Origin of the sequence: Sphingobacterium alkalisoli (genome assembly GCF_005049105.1) — a bacterium.
Classification (GTDB): domain Bacteria; phylum Bacteroidota; class Bacteroidia; order Sphingobacteriales; family Sphingobacteriaceae; genus Sphingobacterium; species Sphingobacterium alkalisoli.
This window is the reverse complement of the sequence record NZ_SUKA01000011.1, coordinates 95,372-116,956: the sequence shown is the minus strand read 5'-3', so window position 1 is coordinate 116,956 and position 21,585 is coordinate 95,372. Positions and strand designations below refer to the sequence as shown.

General features: G+C 38.8%; 17 protein-coding genes. 11 read left to right on the top strand and 6 right to left on the bottom strand.

The features are described from left to right. Positions 1-5 precede the first annotated feature (5 nt). A complete protein-coding gene (locus FAZ19_RS22870) occupies positions 6-440 on the top strand; it encodes a FixH family protein (protein ID WP_244927465.1) in 435 nt (144 codons plus the stop codon). 6 nt (positions 441-446) lie between these two features. After that, a complete protein-coding gene (locus FAZ19_RS22865) occupies positions 447-1,139 on the top strand; it encodes a sulfite exporter TauE/SafE family protein (protein ID WP_136823100.1) in 693 nt (230 codons plus the stop codon). Here FAZ19_RS22865 and FAZ19_RS22860 read toward each other — a convergent pair whose 3' ends face one another. Further along, positions 1,140-2,495, bottom strand: a complete 1,356-nt coding sequence (locus FAZ19_RS22860; RefSeq protein ID WP_136823099.1) for an MATE family efflux transporter — start codon at positions 2,493-2,495, stop codon at positions 1,140-1,142. A 151-nt stretch (positions 2,496-2,646) separates the two neighbouring features. Here FAZ19_RS22860 and FAZ19_RS24405 point away from each other — a divergent pair, with 151 nt between their 5' ends. From FAZ19_RS24405 to FAZ19_RS22845, 3 genes are all read left to right on the top strand, one after another. After that, the gene (locus FAZ19_RS24405; protein WP_136823098.1) at positions 2,647-3,159 is read left to right on the top strand and encodes a Sec-independent protein translocase subunit TatA/TatB; all 513 of its coding nucleotides are present in this window, start codon (positions 2,647-2,649) and stop codon (positions 3,157-3,159) included. An 88-nt stretch (positions 3,160-3,247) separates the two neighbouring features. Continuing rightward, a complete protein-coding gene (locus FAZ19_RS22850) occupies positions 3,248-5,479 on the top strand; it encodes a Tex family protein (RefSeq protein WP_136823097.1) in 2,232 nt (743 codons plus the stop codon). A gap of 47 nt (positions 5,480-5,526) precedes the next feature. After that, complete coding sequence (locus FAZ19_RS22845) at positions 5,527-5,814, top strand: hypothetical protein (protein WP_136823096.1); 288 nt, start codon at positions 5,527-5,529, stop codon at positions 5,812-5,814. Between the two features lie 31 nt (positions 5,815-5,845). Here the strand turns inward: FAZ19_RS22845 and FAZ19_RS22840 are convergent, their stop codons facing one another. After that, complete coding sequence (locus tag FAZ19_RS22840) at positions 5,846-10,219, bottom strand: translocation/assembly module TamB domain-containing protein (protein WP_444544626.1); 4,374 nt, start codon at positions 10,217-10,219, stop codon at positions 5,846-5,848. A gap of 32 nt (positions 10,220-10,251) precedes the next feature. On the opposite strand from FAZ19_RS22840, the gene tsaD reads away from it, so the two are divergent. Together tsaD and FAZ19_RS22830 are read left to right on the top strand one after the other, a co-directional pair. After that, entirely contained in the window at positions 10,252-11,253 is a 1,002-nt protein-coding gene (gene tsaD / locus FAZ19_RS22835) for a tRNA (adenosine(37)-N6)-threonylcarbamoyltransferase complex transferase subunit TsaD (RefSeq protein WP_136823094.1), read from the top strand. Between the two features lie 117 nt (positions 11,254-11,370). Next, entirely contained in the window at positions 11,371-12,258 is an 888-nt protein-coding gene (locus tag FAZ19_RS22830) for an energy transducer TonB (RefSeq protein WP_136823093.1), read from the top strand. A 64-nt stretch (positions 12,259-12,322) separates the two neighbouring features. Here FAZ19_RS22830 and FAZ19_RS22825 read toward each other — a convergent pair whose 3' ends face one another. Beyond that, positions 12,323-13,681 carry a carboxypeptidase-like regulatory domain-containing protein gene (locus FAZ19_RS22825; protein WP_136823092.1) on the bottom strand — a complete coding sequence of 453 codons (1,359 nt, stop codon included), beginning with the start codon at positions 13,679-13,681 and terminating at the stop codon, positions 12,323-12,325. Then, positions 13,668-14,246 (bottom strand): RNA polymerase sigma factor, encoded by a 579-nt coding sequence (locus FAZ19_RS22820; protein ID WP_136823091.1) that lies wholly within the window; start codon positions 14,244-14,246, stop codon positions 13,668-13,670. The genes FAZ19_RS22825 and FAZ19_RS22820 overlap by 14 nt, the downstream gene beginning before the upstream one ends. Before the next feature lie 80 nt (positions 14,247-14,326). Between FAZ19_RS22820 and FAZ19_RS22815 the strand changes: the two genes are divergently transcribed. Further along, positions 14,327-16,240 (top strand): vWA domain-containing protein, encoded by a 1,914-nt coding sequence (locus tag FAZ19_RS22815; protein ID WP_136823090.1) that lies wholly within the window; start codon positions 14,327-14,329, stop codon positions 16,238-16,240. Positions 16,241-16,356: 116 nt separating this feature from the next. Next, a complete protein-coding gene (locus FAZ19_RS24020) occupies positions 16,357-16,515 on the top strand; it encodes a hypothetical protein (protein ID WP_169305753.1) in 159 nt (52 codons plus the stop codon). Here FAZ19_RS24020 and FAZ19_RS22810 read toward each other — a convergent pair. Together FAZ19_RS22810 and aspS are read right to left on the bottom strand one after the other, a co-directional pair. Next, a complete protein-coding gene (locus FAZ19_RS22810) occupies positions 16,504-17,895 on the bottom strand; it encodes a LutB/LldF family L-lactate oxidation iron-sulfur protein (RefSeq protein WP_136823089.1) in 1,392 nt (463 codons plus the stop codon). The genes FAZ19_RS24020 and FAZ19_RS22810 overlap by 12 nt on opposite strands. Positions 17,896-17,991: 96 nt before the next feature. Beyond that, positions 17,992-19,746 (bottom strand): aspartate--tRNA ligase, encoded by a 1,755-nt coding sequence (gene aspS, locus FAZ19_RS22805; protein WP_136823088.1) that lies wholly within the window; start codon positions 19,744-19,746, stop codon positions 17,992-17,994. 444 nt (positions 19,747-20,190) lie between these two features. On the opposite strand from aspS, the gene mraZ reads away from it, so the two are divergent. Together mraZ and rsmH are read left to right on the top strand one after the other, a co-directional pair. Then, positions 20,191-20,664, top strand: coding sequence for a division/cell wall cluster transcriptional repressor MraZ (gene mraZ, locus FAZ19_RS22800; RefSeq protein ID WP_136823087.1), 474 nt, complete (start codon positions 20,191-20,193; stop codon positions 20,662-20,664). After that, a complete protein-coding gene (rsmH, locus tag FAZ19_RS22795) occupies positions 20,657-21,577 on the top strand; it encodes a 16S rRNA (cytosine(1402)-N(4))-methyltransferase RsmH (RefSeq protein WP_136823086.1) in 921 nt (306 codons plus the stop codon). The genes mraZ and rsmH overlap by 8 nt, the downstream gene beginning before the upstream one ends. The last annotated feature ends 8 nt before the right edge of the window (positions 21,578-21,585 follow it).

The window sequence follows — 21,585 nt, the reverse complement described above, 5'->3', positions numbered from 1 at the left end:
AATATATGATACATATGAATTGGGGAATGAAAATTGTTTTGAGCTTAGCAGCTTTTATGTTATTTATAGTAGCGGCCGGAGTTTATATGGTAAACCAAGATACAGATACCTTAGTAGAAGAAGATTACTATGAGAGAAGTCTAAAATACGATCAGGTTTACAATCGTAAACAAAATGTATTAGACGACCAGGCAACACCTATTATTCAATTTAATAGTGATACATTGATTATTATATTTATGCAGGAAAATAATAGAGGTACCCTGCGTTTTCGGAGAAATTCAGATGGTTCTTTGGATAAGAAGATGCCTTTTTATACCGAGAATAATATTTTTAAGCTACCGACAACTTTTTTTCAAAAAGGAAATTGGAACATAGAGATTTCTTGGGATACTAGCGGAAAGGAATATGTTGCCAATCAGTCTTTTAATATACAGTAACGCACAATGACGTATCACTATCTTGCTTTTTTTATGGGGCTATTGGGAAGTATACATTGTGCAGTAATGTGTGGGCCACTTCTTGTCGCTATTCAAGGCAGTCAGCAAATCTCATGGAGACAAACGTTCAATAAACTGCTGTATCAAATAGGTCGGATTTTAACCTACGGCTGTATTGGATTGCTAGTGGGGCTACTTGGCAGTCTTGCGACTTTACAAGAATGGCAACAAGGATTTTCTGTTATTACGGGAGCCATCCTAATTGTAATAGGATTACTTTACTTCTTGGGTAAAAATTCTAGACAACTGGCTCGGTTACAGACAAAAGCAATACAACCTCTTATCCGTGTAATGGGCAGATGGCTATATAGGCCAGGAGGCGCTTTTTTAACCGGAATACTCAATGGTATTTTGCCCTGTGGTATGGTATATATGGCGCTGGCTTCAGCAATGAATGCCGACCGATTGATGAACAGTTTTTGGTTCATGGTACTATTCGGTTTGGGTACATTGCCGCTAATGCTTATTTTTTCTTTTGCGGCTTCTCTTCCCAAACGTGTTTTCAAAATAAAATTCGCAGGAATAATCCCATTTCTTTATCTGTTGATGGGTGTTTGGTTCCTGTTGCGCGGGGCTAATTTAGATATAGCTTATCTCAGCCCATTGATTCACGTTGAAGGTGCCATTAATTGCATGTAATTAAAAAACAAGATGCCGCTTAATGATATACCTATATCTTAAGTACAGCAACAAAGAAGAAGTCAACAGACCCAATGTCAAGCCATACCATACTCCTTGCACCCCCCACCTCAAATTGACACCCATAAAGTAGCCTATTGGAAGTCCAATGATCCAATAAGCGATAAATGTGAATAGTGTTGGTATATTCACATCTCCCATACCCCGTAAAACTCCTAGACCCACAACCTGTGTTCCATCAAACAACTGAAACAATCCCGCGATTATTAGTAGCTGAGCAGAAAGCTGAATAACGGCCGTATCGGTCGTGATCAAACGAGGGAGATATTGATTAAAGACTGCGAATATTATTGCCGTAACGACCATAAAGATTAAAACCAGATGATAGGATACCCGTGCGAATTTCTGTAACCTATCGTATTTGTTGTTCCCAAAACTGTTACCTGTCTTGATTGTAGCTGCTGCAGCTATACCGCTGGCCATCATATAAGTCATTGCGGCTAATGTGATCGCGACCTGATGGGATGCTTGTTCTAAGGCACCAATCTGGCCTGCAATTACCGATGCTCCCGCGAAGGCACCGATTTCGAATACGTATTGCATAGCTACGGGTGCACCAATACGTAATATGTTTTTAATTCTTTGCCATTGTACAAAGAACAGGTCAAATTTTATCAAATATGATTTGAAAGATTTGGCACGCAATACATATGTCATCATGACTATCATCATCAACACGCGGTCAATTAATGTTGCCAACCCTACGCCCCGAATTCCCATCGGGTCAAAACCAAACATCCCTTTTACTAATATAATGGCAACTAACACATTTAACACATTTCCCCAAATGGTAATATTCATTGCTTGTTTCGTGAACCCTAGTCCCTCCGCAAATTGTTTGAATGTATTGAATACCATTAAAGGCCAAATGGATAAACTCAATAAAAACAAGTAGGGCTTGGCCTCTTTTACGACCCTTGGATCTTGTTCGGCATAATCCATGGCGACCATAGAACCAAAGTACACGCAACAGAATAGAATTATACCTGTGAAAAAGTTTATCCAAAAGCTGTTGGAAAGTAATTTAGCGCATTCTTCTTTATTTGTTTTGCCATTTTCCTGTGCTATTAGAGGCGTAAGGCCATAGGCAATACCTATGCCTATTACCAGTACAACCATGAAAAAGGAATGGGACAGAGAAACAGCTGCTAAAGGAATACGTCCTGCAAAGTGTCCTACAATCATGGTGTCCGCAGTTTGAACCAATGTGTGCCCCAGTTGCGATATGACCACAGGACCTGCTAACGCGATAGTACTTAGATAATAATTTTTATTTACCTTCAAACTTGATAACATGATCCTTAAAATTAGCCTGCAAAGTTACAAAAGATATACTTACAAACTAGGAGAGCCATTAATAAGTTTTTGTGTCTAAATATTTACAGTAAACTATTGGGTAAAATAAATAATACGCTTACCTTAGCCTTGTTAAATTGTAATTAAAAGTATGACGACGTTAGCATTTTTAAATATTGGTACGCAGGAGATGATGTTAATAGTAATTGTTATTTTACTATTATTTGGGGGGAAGAAATTACCCGAATTGGCACGGGGCTTAGGGAAAGGAATCCGGGAATTTAAAGACGCTTCTGAAGGAATTAAAAGAGAGATTTCAGATCAGATCAATAACTTTGAAAAGGATTTAGATGTGACGGTAGAGGATAAGAAGGTTGCCCCGCAGAAAACAGAAGATACCTCGACTTCTTCTGAAGAAGCGGGAAATTCGGACGTAATAGATGAACAAGAAGCGGCTGTTTCCGAAAAGAAATTTCCCGAATTCACTCAGCCAGAGAACACCTATCAACACGATCCGGGAGCGCATCCTGTAGACGAATCGGAATATTACAAATATGGCTATAACGATAATTTTGCCAATCAAAATACAGCAGAAAATAGCGAGGGCACAACAGATGCTGTCGATAATGTGAAGCCGAAAGATGACTCGATAAAGAACACCTAAAAAAATAACGAATTAAATTATATATTAAAGCTGTTGATGTATTACCATCAACGGCTTTATTTTTCAATAGGGATTTACTAAAATTTTTATGTTACACGAGATTACCATTTCGAAAGAATTGGCACTTACTACCAAGCAGGTAAGTATCACAATTGGGTTATTAGATGAGGGAGCTACAGTACCATTTATTTCTCGCTATCGAAAAGAACTTACTGGAAGTTTAGACGAAGTCCAGATCATGTCGGTTCGTGACCGCGTTCAGCAGTTAAGAGAATTGGATAAGCGTAAAGATGCGGTTTTGAGATCTATAATGGACCAAGGCAAACTTACGTCCGAACTCGAAAAACAAATCGAAGCTGCAGAAACGATGTCTGAATTAGAAGATATTTATCTGCCGTATAAACCCAAGCGTAAGACCCGAGCTTCAGTAGCACGTGAGAAGGGATTACAACCTTTGGCCGATGTTCTTTTAGAACAAAAATCAAATGAATTAGAAGATCATGCTATAAGCTTTGTCGATGCAGAAAAAGGTGTTTCTTCAGCCGAAGAAGCATTAGCAGGCGCAAGGGATATTATTGCTGAAATTATTGCTGAGGATGCGGATATACGCGCACGTATGCGGAAGATATTTTTAGAGAAAGGTACTTTTGTCTCGCGTGTAGTACCAGGTAAAGAAGAATCTGCGTTGAAGTACAAAGATTATTATGAGTGGTCAGAATTACTCAAAGATGCACCTTCACATCGTGTATTGGCAATGCGTCGGGGTGAGAAGGAAGAATATTTATATTTCGATATTGAAGTCTCGGAAGAATTAACATTACCAATAATTGATGATTTCTACATCAAGGGGAATAATGAAGCGGCGAAGCAGGTACGTTTAGCGATATTAGATGGGTATAAGCGTTTGTTAAGGCCTTCTATTGAAACAGAAGTTCGCGTGTTGACCCGTCAAAAAGCAGATCAGGAAGCGATAAAGGTTTTTACAGATAATGTAAGACAACTACTATTGGCAGCCCCTCTAGGACAAAGACGGTTGTTGGCTATCGATCCTGGATTTCGTACAGGATGTAAGACTGTTGTATTGGATGCGCAAGGAAACCTATTAGAAAATACGACCATATTTCCGCATACAGGTTCAGGAGGGTTGATGGAAGCAGAGAAGACAGTTAAACACCTAATTTCTAAATATGATATAGAAGCTATAGCTGTTGGTAATGGAACTGCAGGACGTGAAACGGAAGATTTTATTCGCAAACTGGGATTGCAAAATGTAATGCTAGTGATGGTCAATGAATCGGGAGCTTCAATCTATTCTGCCTCGGAGACCGCACGTGAAGAATTCCCGGATTATGACATTACAGTTCGTGGGGCCGTTTCCATAGGCCGTAGGTTGATGGATCCGTTGGCCGAATTGGTGAAAATAGACCCCAAATCTATTGGAGTAGGACAGTATCAGCATGACGTCGATCAGAATAAATTGCAAACTGCCTTGGATGACACGGTCATGTCTTGCGTGAATGCTGTCGGCGTGGAATTAAATACGGCTTCAAAAGAAATATTGTCTTATGTTTCTGGACTAGGTCCTTCTTTGGCACAACAAATTGTTAACTATCGTAAGGAAAATGGCCCATTTAGTTCACGAAGGGATCTGAAGAAGGTTCCTCGATTAGGTGATAAAGCTTTCGAACAGGCTGCTGGATTTTTACGGATACGGAATGCCAGCCATCCGCTCGACGGGTCTGCGGTTCATCCAGAACGATATGCACTAGTAGAGCAGATGGCGAAAGACTTAGATGTTGAAGTAAGCGATTTGATTAGAAATGAGAAAATGAGAAAGCAGATTAATCTGAAACCTTACATAACAGATGAAGTAGGACTGCCCACGTTAAATGATATATTAATGGAGCTGGCCAAGCCAGGATTAGATCCCCGAGAGCAATTTGAAGCATTTTCTTTTACAGACGGTGTGAACAGTATTGCCGACTTACGTACAGGTATGAAGCTGCCCGGTATTGTTACTAATATTACCAATTTTGGCGCTTTTGTCGATATCGGTGTTCATCAAGATGGTTTGGTACATCTAAGCCAATTGTCCAATCGCTTCGTCTCTGATCCGCATGAAATAGTCAAGGTACAACAGCATGTTATGGTCACCGTTACCGAAGTGGATGCGAAACGTAGTCGTATAGGTCTTTCCATGAAGACAGCTGAAAAGGTTTTGCCTCAAAAAAGGAATCAAAACCTTTCTCCAATTTCAGATAAAACCCAAGGTACAGATATGGGAGCAAAGCTAGCAGCCCTTGCTAGTAAGTTTAAATAGCAAAAAAGGTCGGTTTAAAAATCGGCCTTTTTTGCTATCTTTATTTTATGACTTTAAAAGAACTCAAGGAAACACTTATATATTCGTCCCCACCTGAAAATAGTTCCGTGCATATTAAAGCGCTTTGGTATGATGCCAAAGGAGATTGGAGATTAGCTCATGATCTAATTGACCATTTAGAGGATCCGACTTCAGCACATGTGCACGCTTATTTACACCGCGTAGAAGGAGACTTATGGAATGCACGCTATTGGTATAAAAAAGCGGGTCAACCTGAGTTTAAAGGAACACTTGCAGAAGAATGGGAGTACTTGTTTTATCTTTTAAGGGATTAGATGGTCTAGCAAAGCTGATCAAAAATAGAGGTTATGGATTATCTTTTTTGTCGCCCCAATACCAAAGTTTACGCCAAAATTCTTGAATGGAATTAAATTCTTGTCTGTACACCAAGCCTAATGCACTGATGTATTCGGCATCATTTGCCCGGATCAAGAAATTGCGGGTATACGGGCGGTTGTATGCTCTAAGCATAAGGTTTCCGTCTTTACGCAAACGGTATGTAAGCTCAGCATCTGTAGCAAACCCTTCACTGAAAAAAGTAAGGTCTGTGGCTTGATAGTTGCGGCGGTCCGTAATCCCTCCAGTCAAAACAAGTCGATCATTTAGTAGACGCACTGAAGCAGAAGCGTCGTTTAATGAGCGAATGTTAAGATCGAAAAAATTAACGTTTAAAGACTGGGAAATAATGTTATTAAGTTGATTGAAAGCAATCTCAGTTCCTGCTGATAATAACGTGTTATTTACTTCCCGGCCAACATCATTGGTCGAGCTCGGTGTAAAGCTCCGGCGCACTATCAAACTCAGGGCCTGCTGATTGATGTTATTCACATCACTCAAATAACTTTGCAATTGATCCTTAATGTACGGATTTTGGGGGAAATTCAAATCAAAAGTGATATCAGGTTGCTGTAATGTCCCTTTGATAATCATGTCTGCTTGTGCAAGCACGCGCTCATCTTCACCCGAACGCCCCGCGGCATTATACAAAGGACCAACAGCGGTACGTTGTTGGTATATCGCGTTTAAATTAATGACAGCCTCTCGAGGGGTTCCCGTCCAGCGAACAGTTCCACCTTCTTTAATATCAAAGTATTTATTAATGAAATCTTGGGCCGTAAAATGAAATTTTCCCGAATTGATTACATAATCCCCAAACATCTCAAAATCTCCCAGACTAGAAATCCGTAAGGTCACTTCGCCTGCGCCACTCCCTTTTAATGAACCAGGTTCTGTTTGTAGGTTAAGTTCTGCTTCGGGAGTAAGTTCCAAGTCCATATTCATCGTCAGACCTGTAAATAAATTTTTGTTTCCTTTTTTATTATTTTCAGTGGTATCGGGGCCGACGAAATATATAAAGTCACTTTCCGCAATAGTCATCGCACTATTAAAAGGAATAGTAAGTACTGTATTAGCTTCAGATTTGGCATCGATATCGATATCTATTGATGAAGTAAAACCTTTAAATCGAAATTTTCCGCTGGCATAGGCTGTTCCATAATACAAGTTGTTGTCTTTATAGTTCGTATTCAAAATCATAAAATTATTCCCGGTCACATCCACATCAATATAAGGGTTAATCAGTTTGGCCAAGTCTATAATTCCATTAGCTGTTGCTGTACTTCCTCTATCATCAAAGAGTTTTAGATTTTGAAGCATAACCGCATTATTTTGTATCAATACAGGTTGATTTTCTATCCGGTAATGCGTCTTAAGGTAATTTACAGTAACTTCTGCATTTTTGAAACGTCCGATGCCGCTTATTTTAGGATTTCTGAACGTACCGACGATACTTACATCCGCGTTTGCTTTACCTTCTAAATTTGATACAAGATTCTTTAAAAAGGGCTGAAAAATAATCAAATCTGTCTCATTTAAATTTCCCTTAAGGTTTAAAGGCTCATCATCATTCGATAGATTATAGTCGCCCTCTACACTTACGCCTCGATTTTGAGAATCCAATAATTTCAGATCGACGTTTGCTAAACCACTTTCGGGGTCAAAGTCGGCAATCAAATTCAGTTGTCCAATAGGAATATCATTATAGATAATAGGTGTCGTCTGTATATTCGCGGCGACAAAAGGTTGTTTTAAAATAGAATTTAATTCCATTTTCCCATTCATAAAACCCCGTAATTGTACACCTAAGGGATTAGTTAAGCCGTTCAAAGATGTTAAACTGAAATTATCGAACAACATATTCAGCTTGTCATTTTCATCTGAGACAATGCCGTCCAACCGCACGCGTTGTCTTGCTTGACTTAATAATAGATTGTTAATATAGATTTTTCCTTTTGAAACGTGAAGTTGTGCATCATTATTTAAAAGCCAGTTCTCTCTATTAATTAGAATAGTGGAGGGGCTAAATTTGATATACGCAGGTTTGTTGTGAGCGAAATGTATATTGCCATTTAGGTTGAGGTAGTTTGTCGCTTTCTTTTCCGACATCTCGATGTTAAAATGTAAGCTGTCATTGGTTAATACATTTTTGATTGCGATGTGGTTGATGTAAGCACTATCTGAAAAATTCAATTTGTCGGCGGTCACGTTTAATGAAAAAGCACTCTCATCCGCATTTTCGGCAATTGCTAAATTCGTTACTTTTATGCCCTTATAAGTTAAAGAAGGGCTAAAGCCGGTGAATTTGGCCGTATAATTCGTGGTAGAGAATGATGCATTCAAATGGGCTCCATCATCTAAGGTGAGCGAAGGGTCTAACAAGGCGGCTACGGGTTCAAAAGATTTAATATTCAAGTCTAAATCGAAATTTTGTGGATTGAAGGGTTTAACTTCGATACCTATAGCTGGAGCATATCGCATGGCTAATGATCTGAAATAGGCTCCAATTGTATTGAGATCAATGTTGCCTTGCATTTTAGCGTCTACGACGTCCGAATTTAAGGTCAGCAACCGATCCTGTTGATCGCCTTCTGCACTGAAATGTAATTCATTGATGTTGAAATATCCTCGGGTCGTCGTCATTTGAATACTATCCGCATTTAGACCACCAATAAGATTATTTAACGCATTTCCTGATAAATTTGTTTTCAGATTAGCATGATGTATAATGATGCTATCTTTAGTGACCCAATTTAATTTGTTTAATGCAGCGAAATTAATTTTTCCATCTAACTGGTAAGTAGGATTTTGGGAATTTAGGTCAATATCACTTGCATAAACTAACTGTAGGTTTTCATCTTCTATATTCCCTTCTACTTGCAAAATTTTATCCTTGATATTACCGCGGAGGACTATTAAATCATAATTGTAGTTTTTAATAGTGGTGTTCTGGATATTTCCGTCAATCGCTAATACCAAATCATTTAGTAGTAATCCTGATCCCTCGTAACTGAGATCTAGTCCGGTGTTCTCGATGATCTCTGTATTAATCAATTTTCCTATTTGAAAGTTTTTGGATTGGATATGGCCGCTATAACTGAGTCTATTTTTTATGCTGATCTTACTCGTGGTCTTCAGCTCTCCTAAAGCAGTTTGGAACATTCCATTAACCAAAAAATCATTATAACGTCCATGAAATTTGCCTTGAAAAACTACGGTATTAAAACGGTGTACTTGTTCGGGCAGTTTGAATGTCTTGCTGTTTGCTAGAAGAGGAACCAAATACTCAATATCGTTGGGATGTGTATGTAATTTATCTAAATCAAAATCAAATAGTGTATGCTCGATATAGGGCAGCCCGTTGACCGTAAAGTTACCAATCAGCTCTGTGTTTTTCGATGTCTTTAATTGTACTTCTTCTGCTCGAATATGTGCGACGGTTCCCGATAGGGTAGCCTTTGTGATATCCGTTTGAAAGATTATATTCTTCATGGACGGTGCAAAAAATTCGATATCGCGAGAATCTACATTGGAGTTCGTTAATCGGCTAGTCACATGAACTTTATTGATGAAATCTTGAAAATCGTTTATGCTTTCGTATTCAAAAAGTAAATAGTCCCGTAGTTCAGAATTGTTGGTTACCAGATAAAATTCCTTAAATTCCATTTTTTTGTCCGAATAACTGGCATCAGTGCTTAGCTCTTGGAGGTGTAATCCAGATTTTTCTTTAAACGTTAGATTGGAAATAGTGGAAGCTATACGTAAAGAGTCGAATTTGATATTATCGAATACGCCTGAAAGGTGCGTAATATCCAAATCTGAAAAATCTACACCTCGATTGTGGTGCTTAAAACGATGATTAACCAATCTGATATGATTATTTTCGAGTACGACTTTGTCTAGAGACAATGCGAGTTTCTTTTTTGAAGAAGTCTTTAATTGTTTATTTTTTGGAGAAAAATAGGTGATGACTTTACTGAAGTTGGTACTGTCTTCATAAATTTGAAAATCGACGTAGGCATTTTTTAGCTTTATCTCTTCAATTCTAATCTTCTTGTTAAAGAATTCGCGAAGAACCAAGTACGCATCTAAGCTTTCGACATAAATAATTTGATTGCCTTTATTGTCTAGTAACTCGAATTCCTGTAATTGTATCGCGCTGAAAGGTTTGAAATAAACACGTTGTAAACGAATTTTGCTATCCAGCTGCTCCGACAAATAAGCCGCTACTTTTTTAGAAACGTAGGTTTGTACAGCAGAAAACTGAAGTGAAAATAACGCCAAAATTACCAGTAGAAATATACTAGTAAGTGTAATCAGCGTTATTTTAAGTATTTTTTTGATATTTTTGTAATCTAATTTTTTTTTGTCCTCAAATGGCTATCATTCTCGGAATAGAATCTTCATGCGACGAAACTTCAGCCTCTATATGTATAGACGGTGAAATTAAGTCAAATATTATTGCTGGTCAAGCAATTCACTCAAAATATGGTGGTGTTGTGCCTGAATTGGCTTCTCGTGCACATCAACAAAATATTATTCCAACGGTCGACCAAGCTATCCAACAGGCCAAAATTACAAAAAATGATATAGATGCGGTAGCGTTTACCCGAGGGCCGGGTTTGTTGGGATCGCTTTTAGTAGGTACATCTTTCGCAAAATCATTTGCGTTAGCTCGTGAGATTCCTTTGATAGAGGTAAACCACATGCAAGCTCATATTTTGGCGCATTTTATTGACGATCCGAAACCAAATTTTCCTTTTTTATGCCTTACAGTCTCTGGAGGGCATACTCAAATTGTGTTGGTCAATGGCTATTTTGAGATGGAATTATTAGGACAAACTTTGGATGATGCTGCTGGCGAAGCTTTTGATAAAACAGCTAAGATCTTGACACTACCTTATCCCGGAGGGCCGTTGATTGATAAGTATGCTCAATTGGGTGATCCTAATGCCTTTTCTTTGCCTGAACCTCAAATTGCCGATCTAAATTTTAGCTTTTCGGGCTTAAAGACGGCGATATTGTATCTTGTACAGGCTAAAATTAAAGAGGATCCTCAGTTTTTGGAGAGGCATTTAAACGATATATGCGCGTCTGTACAGAGTCGCATTGTTTCCATTCTTTTAAATAAGTTGAAGAAGGCTGCTAAACAAACCGGTGTGAAAGAAGTTGCAATTGCTGGAGGGGTATCGGCCAATTCGGGATTACGAAATGCGCTTGTTGAAATGGGGGAGGAATATAAATGGCGTGTCTTTATTCCGAAGTTTGAATACTGTACGGATAATGCTGCTATGATTGCTATTGCAGGCTATCAGAAATATCTTAGGCAGGATTTTGTAGGGCAGGATATTACGCCGCTAGCTCGTATGCATATTTAGGTGATTGCGCATGTAGACAAAAGTAAATTATCTAAGTTTTGATGATTTTTTTATGGAAAGTTATACCCTATTTCATCATAATAGAAAATAGAGTAATAACCTTTAAAACTTTCCATTATGTTATTTTCCAAATCAGATATTTATACAAAAGAGTGGATGGATGTCATTTTTGCAGGGCGCAATAAAGAATATGGAGCATATGAACTTCGTACCTTGGCTCCCAAAGCAACCAATTTAGCTCTTGGAGCCGTTATATTCGTTGTCGTTGGATTATGCAGTGTCGCCTATTCGTTTTCTAAAAGCAGTACAATTCCCAATAGTCCTCCCGAAGATAATTTTGTAACTGCGATAATTGACGACACGGAATTGCCCCTAGAAATGGAACCTCCTTTGTTACCAGATCCGATAGAGGTGGATGCTCCGAAGCAGGTTGCTCAGGATGTATCTTCTCAGGATCTAATCAAGTTTACAGAAATCAATGCCACTGATGTTTCCCGGGTAACTGAAGACATGACGAGCACTGAGGATGTGATGGATAAGAAGAAACTGCCGGCTAATATTACAATGGACGGTGTAAAAGGAGGAGAGTTGGTGCCACGGGGAACTTTTGGGAACACAAAACGCGACGGTGCAGAGAGCGGTAGAGCCATGGGTAGTCTAAATGGCGGCAATGACGGAGAAGGTAAGCCATTTATTTCTGTCGAGGTTATGCCCGAGCCTCCTGGTGGGATGACGGCATTTGTAAATTGGGTTGCTCAATACTACGACTTTCCGCAATCTGCGATAGACAACGGTGCAAAAGGAATTATTCAAGTGTCGTTTGTTGTGGAAAAAGATGGAAGTTTGTCTTCGTTTGACGTAAAAAGGGATATGGGGTTTGGTACAGGAGATGCGGCGATAAAACTGTTAAGAAAAGCTAAAAAATGGAGCCCTGGCATTCAGAATGGTCTGCCAGTGCGTGTAGCATACACGTTGCCTATACGTCTTAGTACTGTAAATAACTAGTCTCGATTATTTACAGTAAATATTTTATACTTAGGTTCTCAAAAGTCAATTTTGAGAACCTAATCTATTTGAATTCTATGGTTAAAAAAACAGGTTTTCCATTTTTTTCTAATATCCAACTAGGTCCTTGCTGAATAATTTCGATTGCTTTTTTATCTAGATTTGAATTAGCAGATTTCCTGACGAGGATGTTTTCCGGTTTTCCATCGGCATTTATGGAAAAAGTCAGCGTTACAATACCTTTTCCTAACTTAATCTTCTTAGTCTCTGCATTTACATAAGCTCTAAATTCTTTCCATCCTGACACGGGCTCACTTTTCACAGGATTCCTGGCTGAGGTTATAACCACTTCATCTAAAGTGGAATCGTGACGATTCAACAAGATAGTCTGAGATGAGTTGTCGGCAAGGATTTTTTCTTTTTCGTATCCGACAGCATTAATTTCCAAGGGTGCATTTTTTCTGTTAGCCGCATACACGAAATTGCCAGCGGAATCTGTGTTAATAATATTGTTGCTCTCAATGTCTTTTATTTGAACGTTGTTGATTGGATTTCCAGATTGTTTGTCAAGCACTTGTCCTAGAATATAGTTGGATTGTGCATCCACATTAAGCCTCGATAGTGCAGCTCTATTACCGAAAGAATTTTTGCTTACATCGACACCATGCACCCCTTCGGCGCGTCCTTGTATCTGTTGTGGGATATTTGCAGCGATAACGTGTTCTTTATTATTATCTAATGTGCTCCCACCAATTACGATTTCTTCTTTACTAGGGCTATTTTGTATTACTATAAGATTTCCAGCTTTTGAAGATTTTAATGTTGCGACACTATAAGCAGGGCTATCCCGAAGGGCAGTTTGACGTGGAAAAGGAATATTAGGAATGGTTTCTTTTTTAGTTGGTGTATAAGCTCTCGAGGCGACTTTATTCGCTTGTTTTTCCCTATTAACTAAATCATTGTTTTTTAAGTCGGGTGAATTTGAGATAGAATTCTGACTGGTAACCTGTGGTTTTTCTTCCGTTTTTCCATCGCCAGCGGGACCTGTATTTGTCGATGGAGTGGTTTTATTTAACTCTTCGGGTGAATGCGCAATTAAGGTTTCTTTTGTTGAGTGGCTATTATTCCAGATCCAATATCCCCCCAGGCCTAAAACTAATAATAATGAAGCTGCTAGAGAAAGGGGTCTCCATGGGAATAGATGTTTGGTATCGGATAAATGACTCCGTACGCGGATACGTTGTTTTAAATCGTTTAAATCAGAGGGGTAATTATGACGGTGTTCATGTTCCATTCCCAACAGTATATCCATTAGCATCTCATCCTTTTGGACAGCGCGTTCAAGCTCAAACATCTCTCGGGGACTGAGCTCACCATTTACATAGCGTCGCATGTAATTGATATCTGGATTAATCTTGCTCATGGTTCTTTTCCATACAAATTTTTAAATTCCGCTTACCATTTTGGATATAGCTTTTTACGTCATTTATGCTATAACCAGTTATATCTACCACTTCATTATAGGATTTTTCGTTGATGAAAAATAGATCTACACTAATCCGTTGCTTCTCTGGTAACTTATCTATACAACGTTCTAATTGAGATAATCGTTCTTCCTTGTCTATATAATTTTCTTCCTGATGCAGGAAAGCGGCGAATTCCACAAAATTATCTACTGGAATTTCATAATTATTCTTCGTGCTTCGCAATGTCATCAAACAGTGATTTTTGCTTACAACATATAGCCATTTGGCAAATACTTTAATTTCCTGTTTATTTACTTTGGCTATAAGTTCTTCAAAAATATGCATGACAGCATCTTTACTTCGTTCACTTTCTTTAAAGTAACGCAAACACACATAATACACCATTTCGGTATGCCTCTGGTATAATTCTCCCAAAAATTTTAAGTCACCGGTAGCGCGATAATTCTCTAATAGAGAATCGTCGTTTGTAACTGATACCTTTGATGAATTGAACAACTTCATAATCAGGGGTCAAAATAATTTTTTTTTCTCATTTATGGAAATTTATGTTTCGCCGCATCCCTTGTCAAAATTTATAAATCATGAAAGCTTTAATATCATCTATTCTTTTGATTTTTACCATAGTGGTAGGAAATCACGTTCACGCAAAGACCATAACAGGTAAAATTATTGATGAAGCTAAGGTGCCGATTGCCGGAGTTGAAGTACGTAATGTTACTAAGAAGATAAACGTAATATCGAATCAAAGTGGTGCTTACAGCATTGATGCAGTGGAGGGGGATGAATTAACATTTAATTATATAGGCTATGTCTCACAATCTATCAAAGTAGGGAAATCAAATAGGATTGATGTTATTCTATTAGCTCGAGTTAATCAATTGGATGAAGTCGTCGTCGCGGGGTATGGTACGGTGACAAGGACGGTAACGACCGGATCTACAGTTGCTGCCGTTAACCTATTTCAAGGAAATGTAGCTGGTTTAAACATTGGTGCAGCTTACTCCCAACAGAAGCATATCCGTATCCGCGGTGTATCACCAATAAGGGGGGCGCAGCAAAGCGAAAGTTATAACGGAATAGAGGAAAATAAATTTATTAATCCATTGAATCAACCGCTTTCAACTTTTGCCGCTGATGTTGACGCTGCATCTTATGGCAATGTTCGTCGTTTTATCAAGTCTGGACAGTTGCCTCCGTTAGATGCGGTCCGCATAGAAGAGATGATCAATTATTTTCAATACAGTTTGGACGCACCGGAAAATGGAGATCCTGTTAATATAAAGACGGAGCTCGCTCAAGCACCTTGGAACACCAGACATCAATTGTTGCGCATTTCGCTAAAAGCGAAAAATGTGCCTACTGAAAAGTTACCCACTTCCAATTTTGTTTTTCTAGTGGATATTTCGGGATCCATGATGAACGCTAACAAGTTGCCTTTAGTAAAATCGTCTCTTAAATTATTAGTTGACCAGTTACGAGAGGTTGATAAGGTAGCTATTGTAACTTACGCTGGTAATGCCAATGTTGCATTAGAAAGCGTCTCTGGTAATCAGAAAATGAAGATAAAGGATGTTATTGAAGATCTTAAGGCAGGAGGAAGTACCGCAGGGGGAGATGGTCTAAAAATGGCGTATAAAATTGCTCGCCAAAATTTTGTGAAAAATGGAAATAATAGGATAGTGATGGCTACAGACGGTGATTTCAATGTGGGAGCTTCTTCGGATGATGATATGGAAAAGCTAATCGCTAAGGAACGTGAGAGTGGTGTGCATATTTCTATTTTGGGCTATGGAATGGGCAACTATAAAGATAGTAAGCTGGAGTTGTTGGCCAATAAAGGACACGGAAATTATGCTTACATCGATAATATTTCTGAAGCACGAAAAGCTATTATCACTGAATTTGGAGGCACATTATTCACAGTAGCAAAGGATGTAAAGATTCAAGTCGAGTTCAATCCTGCGGTTGTACAAGCATATCGTTTGATTGGATACGAAAATCGACTACTGGCCGCTGAAGATTTTAATAATGATAATAAATTAGGGGGAGATATGGGAGTTGGTCATGCAGTTACGGCTATCTACGAGGTAGTGCCCGTCGGAATAAAGAGCGAAATCATTAGTTTGGTAGACGATTTGAAATACCAGAAAAAAGAGAGGAAAGCTGTCGAAAATAATTCTGCCGAATTAGCTACCGTAAAATTTCGTTACAAGGAACCTGATGGAGAAAGAAGTAAACTGAAGCAGGAGGTTGTGCCTAAGATTGCAAGAAATATATCGGCTATGAGCGAAGATTTTCAGTTTGCGGCTTCTGTAGCTGAGTTCGGGATGCTTCTTCGAAATTCGGATTTTAAACAAAATGCTGATTTTGATAGCTTAATTGAGAGGGCCAAACTAGCCAAAGGAAAGGATGCTGAAGGATACAGAGCAGAATTCATCCGTATGGCTGAAGATGCCAAAGCTTTGATAAAATCCACAGCTATAGTTAATAATTAAAGGTTGAGGAGTCGATAATTTTATCGACTCCTCAATTATTTAAGTAAAACAAATTTATAAATTCTTGCTACCGCTCTCCCTTTTTCTTAAGTTTTCTTTTTATCATAAAAAAATAAATGACTGCACCGACAGATGCGCTAAGAGCCGAAGAGGTGATGCTGAGCGGATCATTTACCAGTCGTGATAAACCGAATAATAGAGGCGATGCTATGATAAAGAAAAATACGGCACTGCTTATTGCCAACTGCGATTGCTTATCCATATTATTTGCCTAATTCTTTTTGTTGGTCTTTCCATTGTTTCGAGAACGATTTGTTCGGAAATTTGGGTAATTCTCTGTTTTTTCCCCATGATTTTTTAAAAAAGTTGCGAACAAAGAAATTTTTCAATTTTCCCCCAAACAAATCAACCAATTTCCTTCTTTGAATGGCGTAAGTAAATCCCTTCCACATCCTTTTTTCCATTGGTGTTACCAAGTTTTCTTGGACAGAATCTCTTCTATTGACCAATAGCATTTTTTGGATATCGATACCTACAGGGCATACCTCAGTACATTTGCCGCAAAGGCTCGATGCATAAGATAAATGTTTAAATTCTTTCATGCCACTTAGATGGGGCGAGATTAAAGAACCAATTGGTCCTTGATAAGTGGTGTCGTATGTATGCCCACCAATATTTTGATAGATAGGGCAGACATTAAGGCATGATCCACAGCGTATACAATACAGGCCTTGACGTTGATCCTTTTGTTCTAGGAGTTTTGTGCGGCCGTTATCGAGTAATATTACATACATCTCACGGGGGCCGTCCGTATCTGTTTCTTTCTTCGGCCCATTTAAAATCGTGTTGTACGCCGTTAAATTTTGCCCCGTTCCATGTGAAGCTAAAAGAGGCCAAAATATATCCAGATCCATTATACTAGGTATTACTTTCTCAATTCCCACTACTGCTATATGCACATCGGGAAAAGTAGTCGTAAGACGGGCATTGCCTTCATTTTCGGTGATTGCGATACTACCTGTGTCCGCAACGAGAAAGTTGGCACCCGAAATTCCAATATCTGCAGAAGTGTATTTTTGGCGAAGTAACTCCCTTGCTTTTAGGGTAAGTTGCTCTGCAGTAGCTTCTAAGGGAGTTTCGAATTTCTCATGAAATAGTTGAGCAATATCCTCCAAGCTTAAGTGCATAGCTGGAGTAACAAAATGATAGGGTTTGTGATCCAAAAGTTGTATGATATATTCGCCGAGGTCACTTTCAGTCGTCTCTATTCCTTTTTCTTCTAAAAAATGATTTAACTCGATTTCTTCGGTCGCCATGGATTTAGATTTTATCACTGAGTTCGCATGATGTAGATCCATAATTTTCCCTATTTCCTGACGCGCCTCTTCGGCATCATTTGCCCAGATGACTTTGCCGCCTTGTTTAGTGAAATTAGTTTCAAACTCCACCAGGTAGCGGTCGAGGTTTTCCATCACTTTCCATTTTACGAGATTAGCTTTTTTTTTCGAATTTTCTAAGTCGTAAAATTTACTCTTTCCTCTTTCGAAGGCTATATTGTACTTGTCAATACTCGTCGTAATAATATCACGATGGCGTTGATCAAAAGATTTGATAGCGCTATCCGTTAAAAATTTATCTGCAATAGTTTGCGGCATGAAACTCCTTTACTAATCTGATTCAAAAATAAAAGCTGGTTATAGGATAACCAACTTTTAAATATAACGTAAAATATTTAAACCTGTTATATATACTTATTTGGTTTTGATAGCGAGTGCTAGACTCAATTCGTTCAGTTGTTCTTGTGCAACAGTTGAGGGGGCGTCAATCATAATATCACGTCCCGAATTGTTTTTCGGAAAAGCAATAACATCTCGAATGGTATCATGTCCTGCAAAAATGGAAACTAAACGGTCAAAACCGAAAGCCAACCCGCCATGTGGGGGAGCCCCATAGGTAAAGGCTTCCAATAGAAACCCAAACTGTTTTTGTGCTTCTTCGGGGGTGAACCCCAAATGTTTGAACATTAGAGACTGTAATTCTTTGTCGTGGATACGAATAGAACCACCACCTATTTCCACACCATTGATGACCAAATCATACGCATTTGCTCTTACTTCTCCGGGATGAGTGTCTAATAAGGTAATATCCTCCGGCTTTGGCGACGTAAAGGGGTGATGCATCGCATGGTATCGGGCTGTGTCTTCGTCCCACTCCAATAGAGGAAAATCCATAACCCATAAGGGAGAAAATTTGTTTTTATCGCGCAGTCCTAGCTGATTGCCTATTTCAAGGCGCAATTCATTTAACTGCTTTCGTACTTTATCGGTAGAGCCCGCCATGATTAAGAATAAGTCGCCCGACTTTCCCTCAAAAGCTTGGTTCCATTTTTCTAATTCTTCAGCATTAAAAAATTTGTCAACCGAAGATTTTATGGTGCCATCTTCGTTGTGGCGTGCGTATATTAAGCCTGTAGCACCTATTTGTGGACGTTTTACAAAAGCCGTCAATTCGTCTATTTGTTTGCGGGTATAGTGTGCGGCGCCAGTGGCATTAATTCCCACTACTAACTCGGCCTGGTCAAAAACTGGAAAACCCTTATCTTTTACGATATTGTTAAGTTCTACGAATTGCATGTCAAATCGCGTGTCAGGTTTATCTGAACCATACAGTCGCATGGCATCAGCATAGGTCATCCGTGGTACTTGACCTAAATCAATGTTTTTTACTTTAAGAAATAGATGTTTAGTCAAACCTTCAAACATGTTTAAAATATCTTCTTGCTCTACAAAAGACATTTCGCAGTCAATTTGTGTGAATTCTGGTTGACGATCGGCACGTAAATCCTCATCGCGGAAACATTTTACAATTTGAAAGTAGCGGTCAAATCCGGACACCATCAGTAATTGCTTGAATGTCTGTGGTGATTGAGGAAGTGCATAAAATTCACCTGGATTCATACGAGAAGGCACTACGAAGTCTCGCGCTCCTTCAGGTGTGGATTTGATTAGAACAGGAGTCTCAACCTCGAGAAAATCCTGTTCGTCGAGATAACGACGGATTTCTTGGGCCATTTTGTGCCGTAAGACCAAATTTTCTCGCACTGGATTGCGTCTCAAATCCAAATAGCGGAATTTCATCCGTATGTCATCACCCCCATCTGTATCGTCTTCTATGGTAAAAGGAGGCAATTTAGCTTTATTTAATATGTCTAGAGAAGAAACTTTTATTTCAATTTCTCCCGTGGGGATTTTTGAGTTTTTACTCGAACGCTCAATTACAGCTCCGGTTACTTTTATAACAAATTCGCGACCCAATTCTCTTGCTTTTGCCCGTAGAATATCATCATCATCACTATTGAAAGTCAATTGAGTGATTCCATATCGATCACGTACATCTATAAAGGTCATCCCTCCCAAATCACGAGATTTTTGAACCCAACCACTTAGTGTTACGGTTTTTCCTAAATCGGCAATTCTTAAGTCGCCACAAGTATGTGTTCTGTGCATTAGCCAGCAAAAATTAAAAAGTAAAAAAATGAAATGTAAGTTGCTACTCTGACGGTCTAATCGACTGAGAGGATATCTACAATTAAAATTCCACGCAAAATTATCGGATTTTGAGGAGAATAACGAATGATATAGTGGAATACCGGAAAAGAATTTATCGTCTTCCACTTTCACCCACTTTGTAGTATTATTGGTGAATGCCATAAAATTTAACCGCCATATTATGCCAAATTCGCAATGAAATTCGATTTGAAATCTTTCTTTTGTGACAAATGTGCCCTTGTTGAATTTCAATAATAAATTTATTTATCGTTTAATTAAGTGGGTTTTTAGAGATGAAATATAGTATCGTTTTTGTGTGGAAAACTTTTTTGTGGGAGATTGTGGGGGAAAGTGGGGGAAAGTGTATACTTTTACATTATAATTTAATTACGACGTGTATCCATGATTCAACTTATCGGAGAATTCGAATGTAAGTTGGACGCCAAGGGAAGGTTGGTAGTTCCAGCCACGCTCAAAAGGCAATTGCCTAATGTAGAGCGTGACGGGCTTATTGTGAATAGAGGATTTGAGAATAATTTGGTGATTTACACGCGTGAAGAATGGGATAAACAGGCAACTAAAATTTCAAAGTTGAATACGTTTAATGCCAAGAATAGGGAGTTTGTGCGTCAATTTATGCGTGGAGCTACTGTTCTTAATTTAGATTCTGCGGGGCGAGTACTGTTGCCAAAAGTCTTACTTGACTATGCGAAAATAGACGGAGATGTGGTGCTGGCATGTCAATTTGATAAGATAGAGGTGTGGTCGAAAGGAATTTATGATGAAATGATGAACGGTGGTGTAAATGATGACTTTGCTTCATTAGCAGAGGAAGTAATGGGTGGTTTTGATTTTGGAGGATCGTTAGATGGCTAAAGAAGAGATATATCATGTGCCTGTGATGTTGCAGGAATGTGTTGACGCTTTAGATGTCAAACCAGATGGGGTATACGTGGATGTTACATTTGGTGGTGGTGGTCATTCTCGCGAAATTATGAAGCGCTTAGGTGCGCACGGTAGGTTGGTTGCTTTTGATCAGGATCCTGACGCGTTGAATAATTTGATTGAAGATGATCGTTTTTTGTTGATTCATCAAAATTTCAAGTTTATCAAAAATAATTTACGTCTTCAAGGTGTGAGACAGGTGGATGGTATATTGGCTGACTTAGGGGTTTCCTCTCATCAATTTGATGATGCGGAGCGAGGTTTCTCCACTCGGTTTGACGCAGATTTAGATATGCGTATGGACCAAGTTTCGGATTTGGATGCGAGAAAAGTTCTGAACTCCTATTCGGAGGAAGACTTGCATCGGATTTTTGGAATGTATGGTGAAGTGCAAAATGCACGATCGTTGGCTAAAACAATAGTTACTGCTCGTCTCACAAAAACGATCGAAACTGTGACGGGTCTGAAAGAGGTGATTAAAAAATTGGTTCCTAAAGGAAAAGAACATAAATATCATGCGCAGGTTTTTCAGGCGCTACGGATAGAGGTGAATAAGGAATTAGATGCTTTGCAGGAGTTTTTAACGCAGACTGTTCCGTTGCTTAAGCCGGGAGGACGACTGGTTGTGATGTCTTATCATTCTTTAGAAGATAGGCTGGTTAAAAATTTTATGGCCAAAGGTAAATTTAGAGGAGATGTGGAAAAGGATTTCTTTGGGAACGAAATAAAGCCCTTTCGGGTTGTTAGTCGTAAAGCGATGACAGCGAGAACGGAAGAGTTGGAATTGAATAATCGGTCACGAAGTGCGAAATTGAGAATAGCAGAGAAAATAGAACAATCCTAGATCAATAT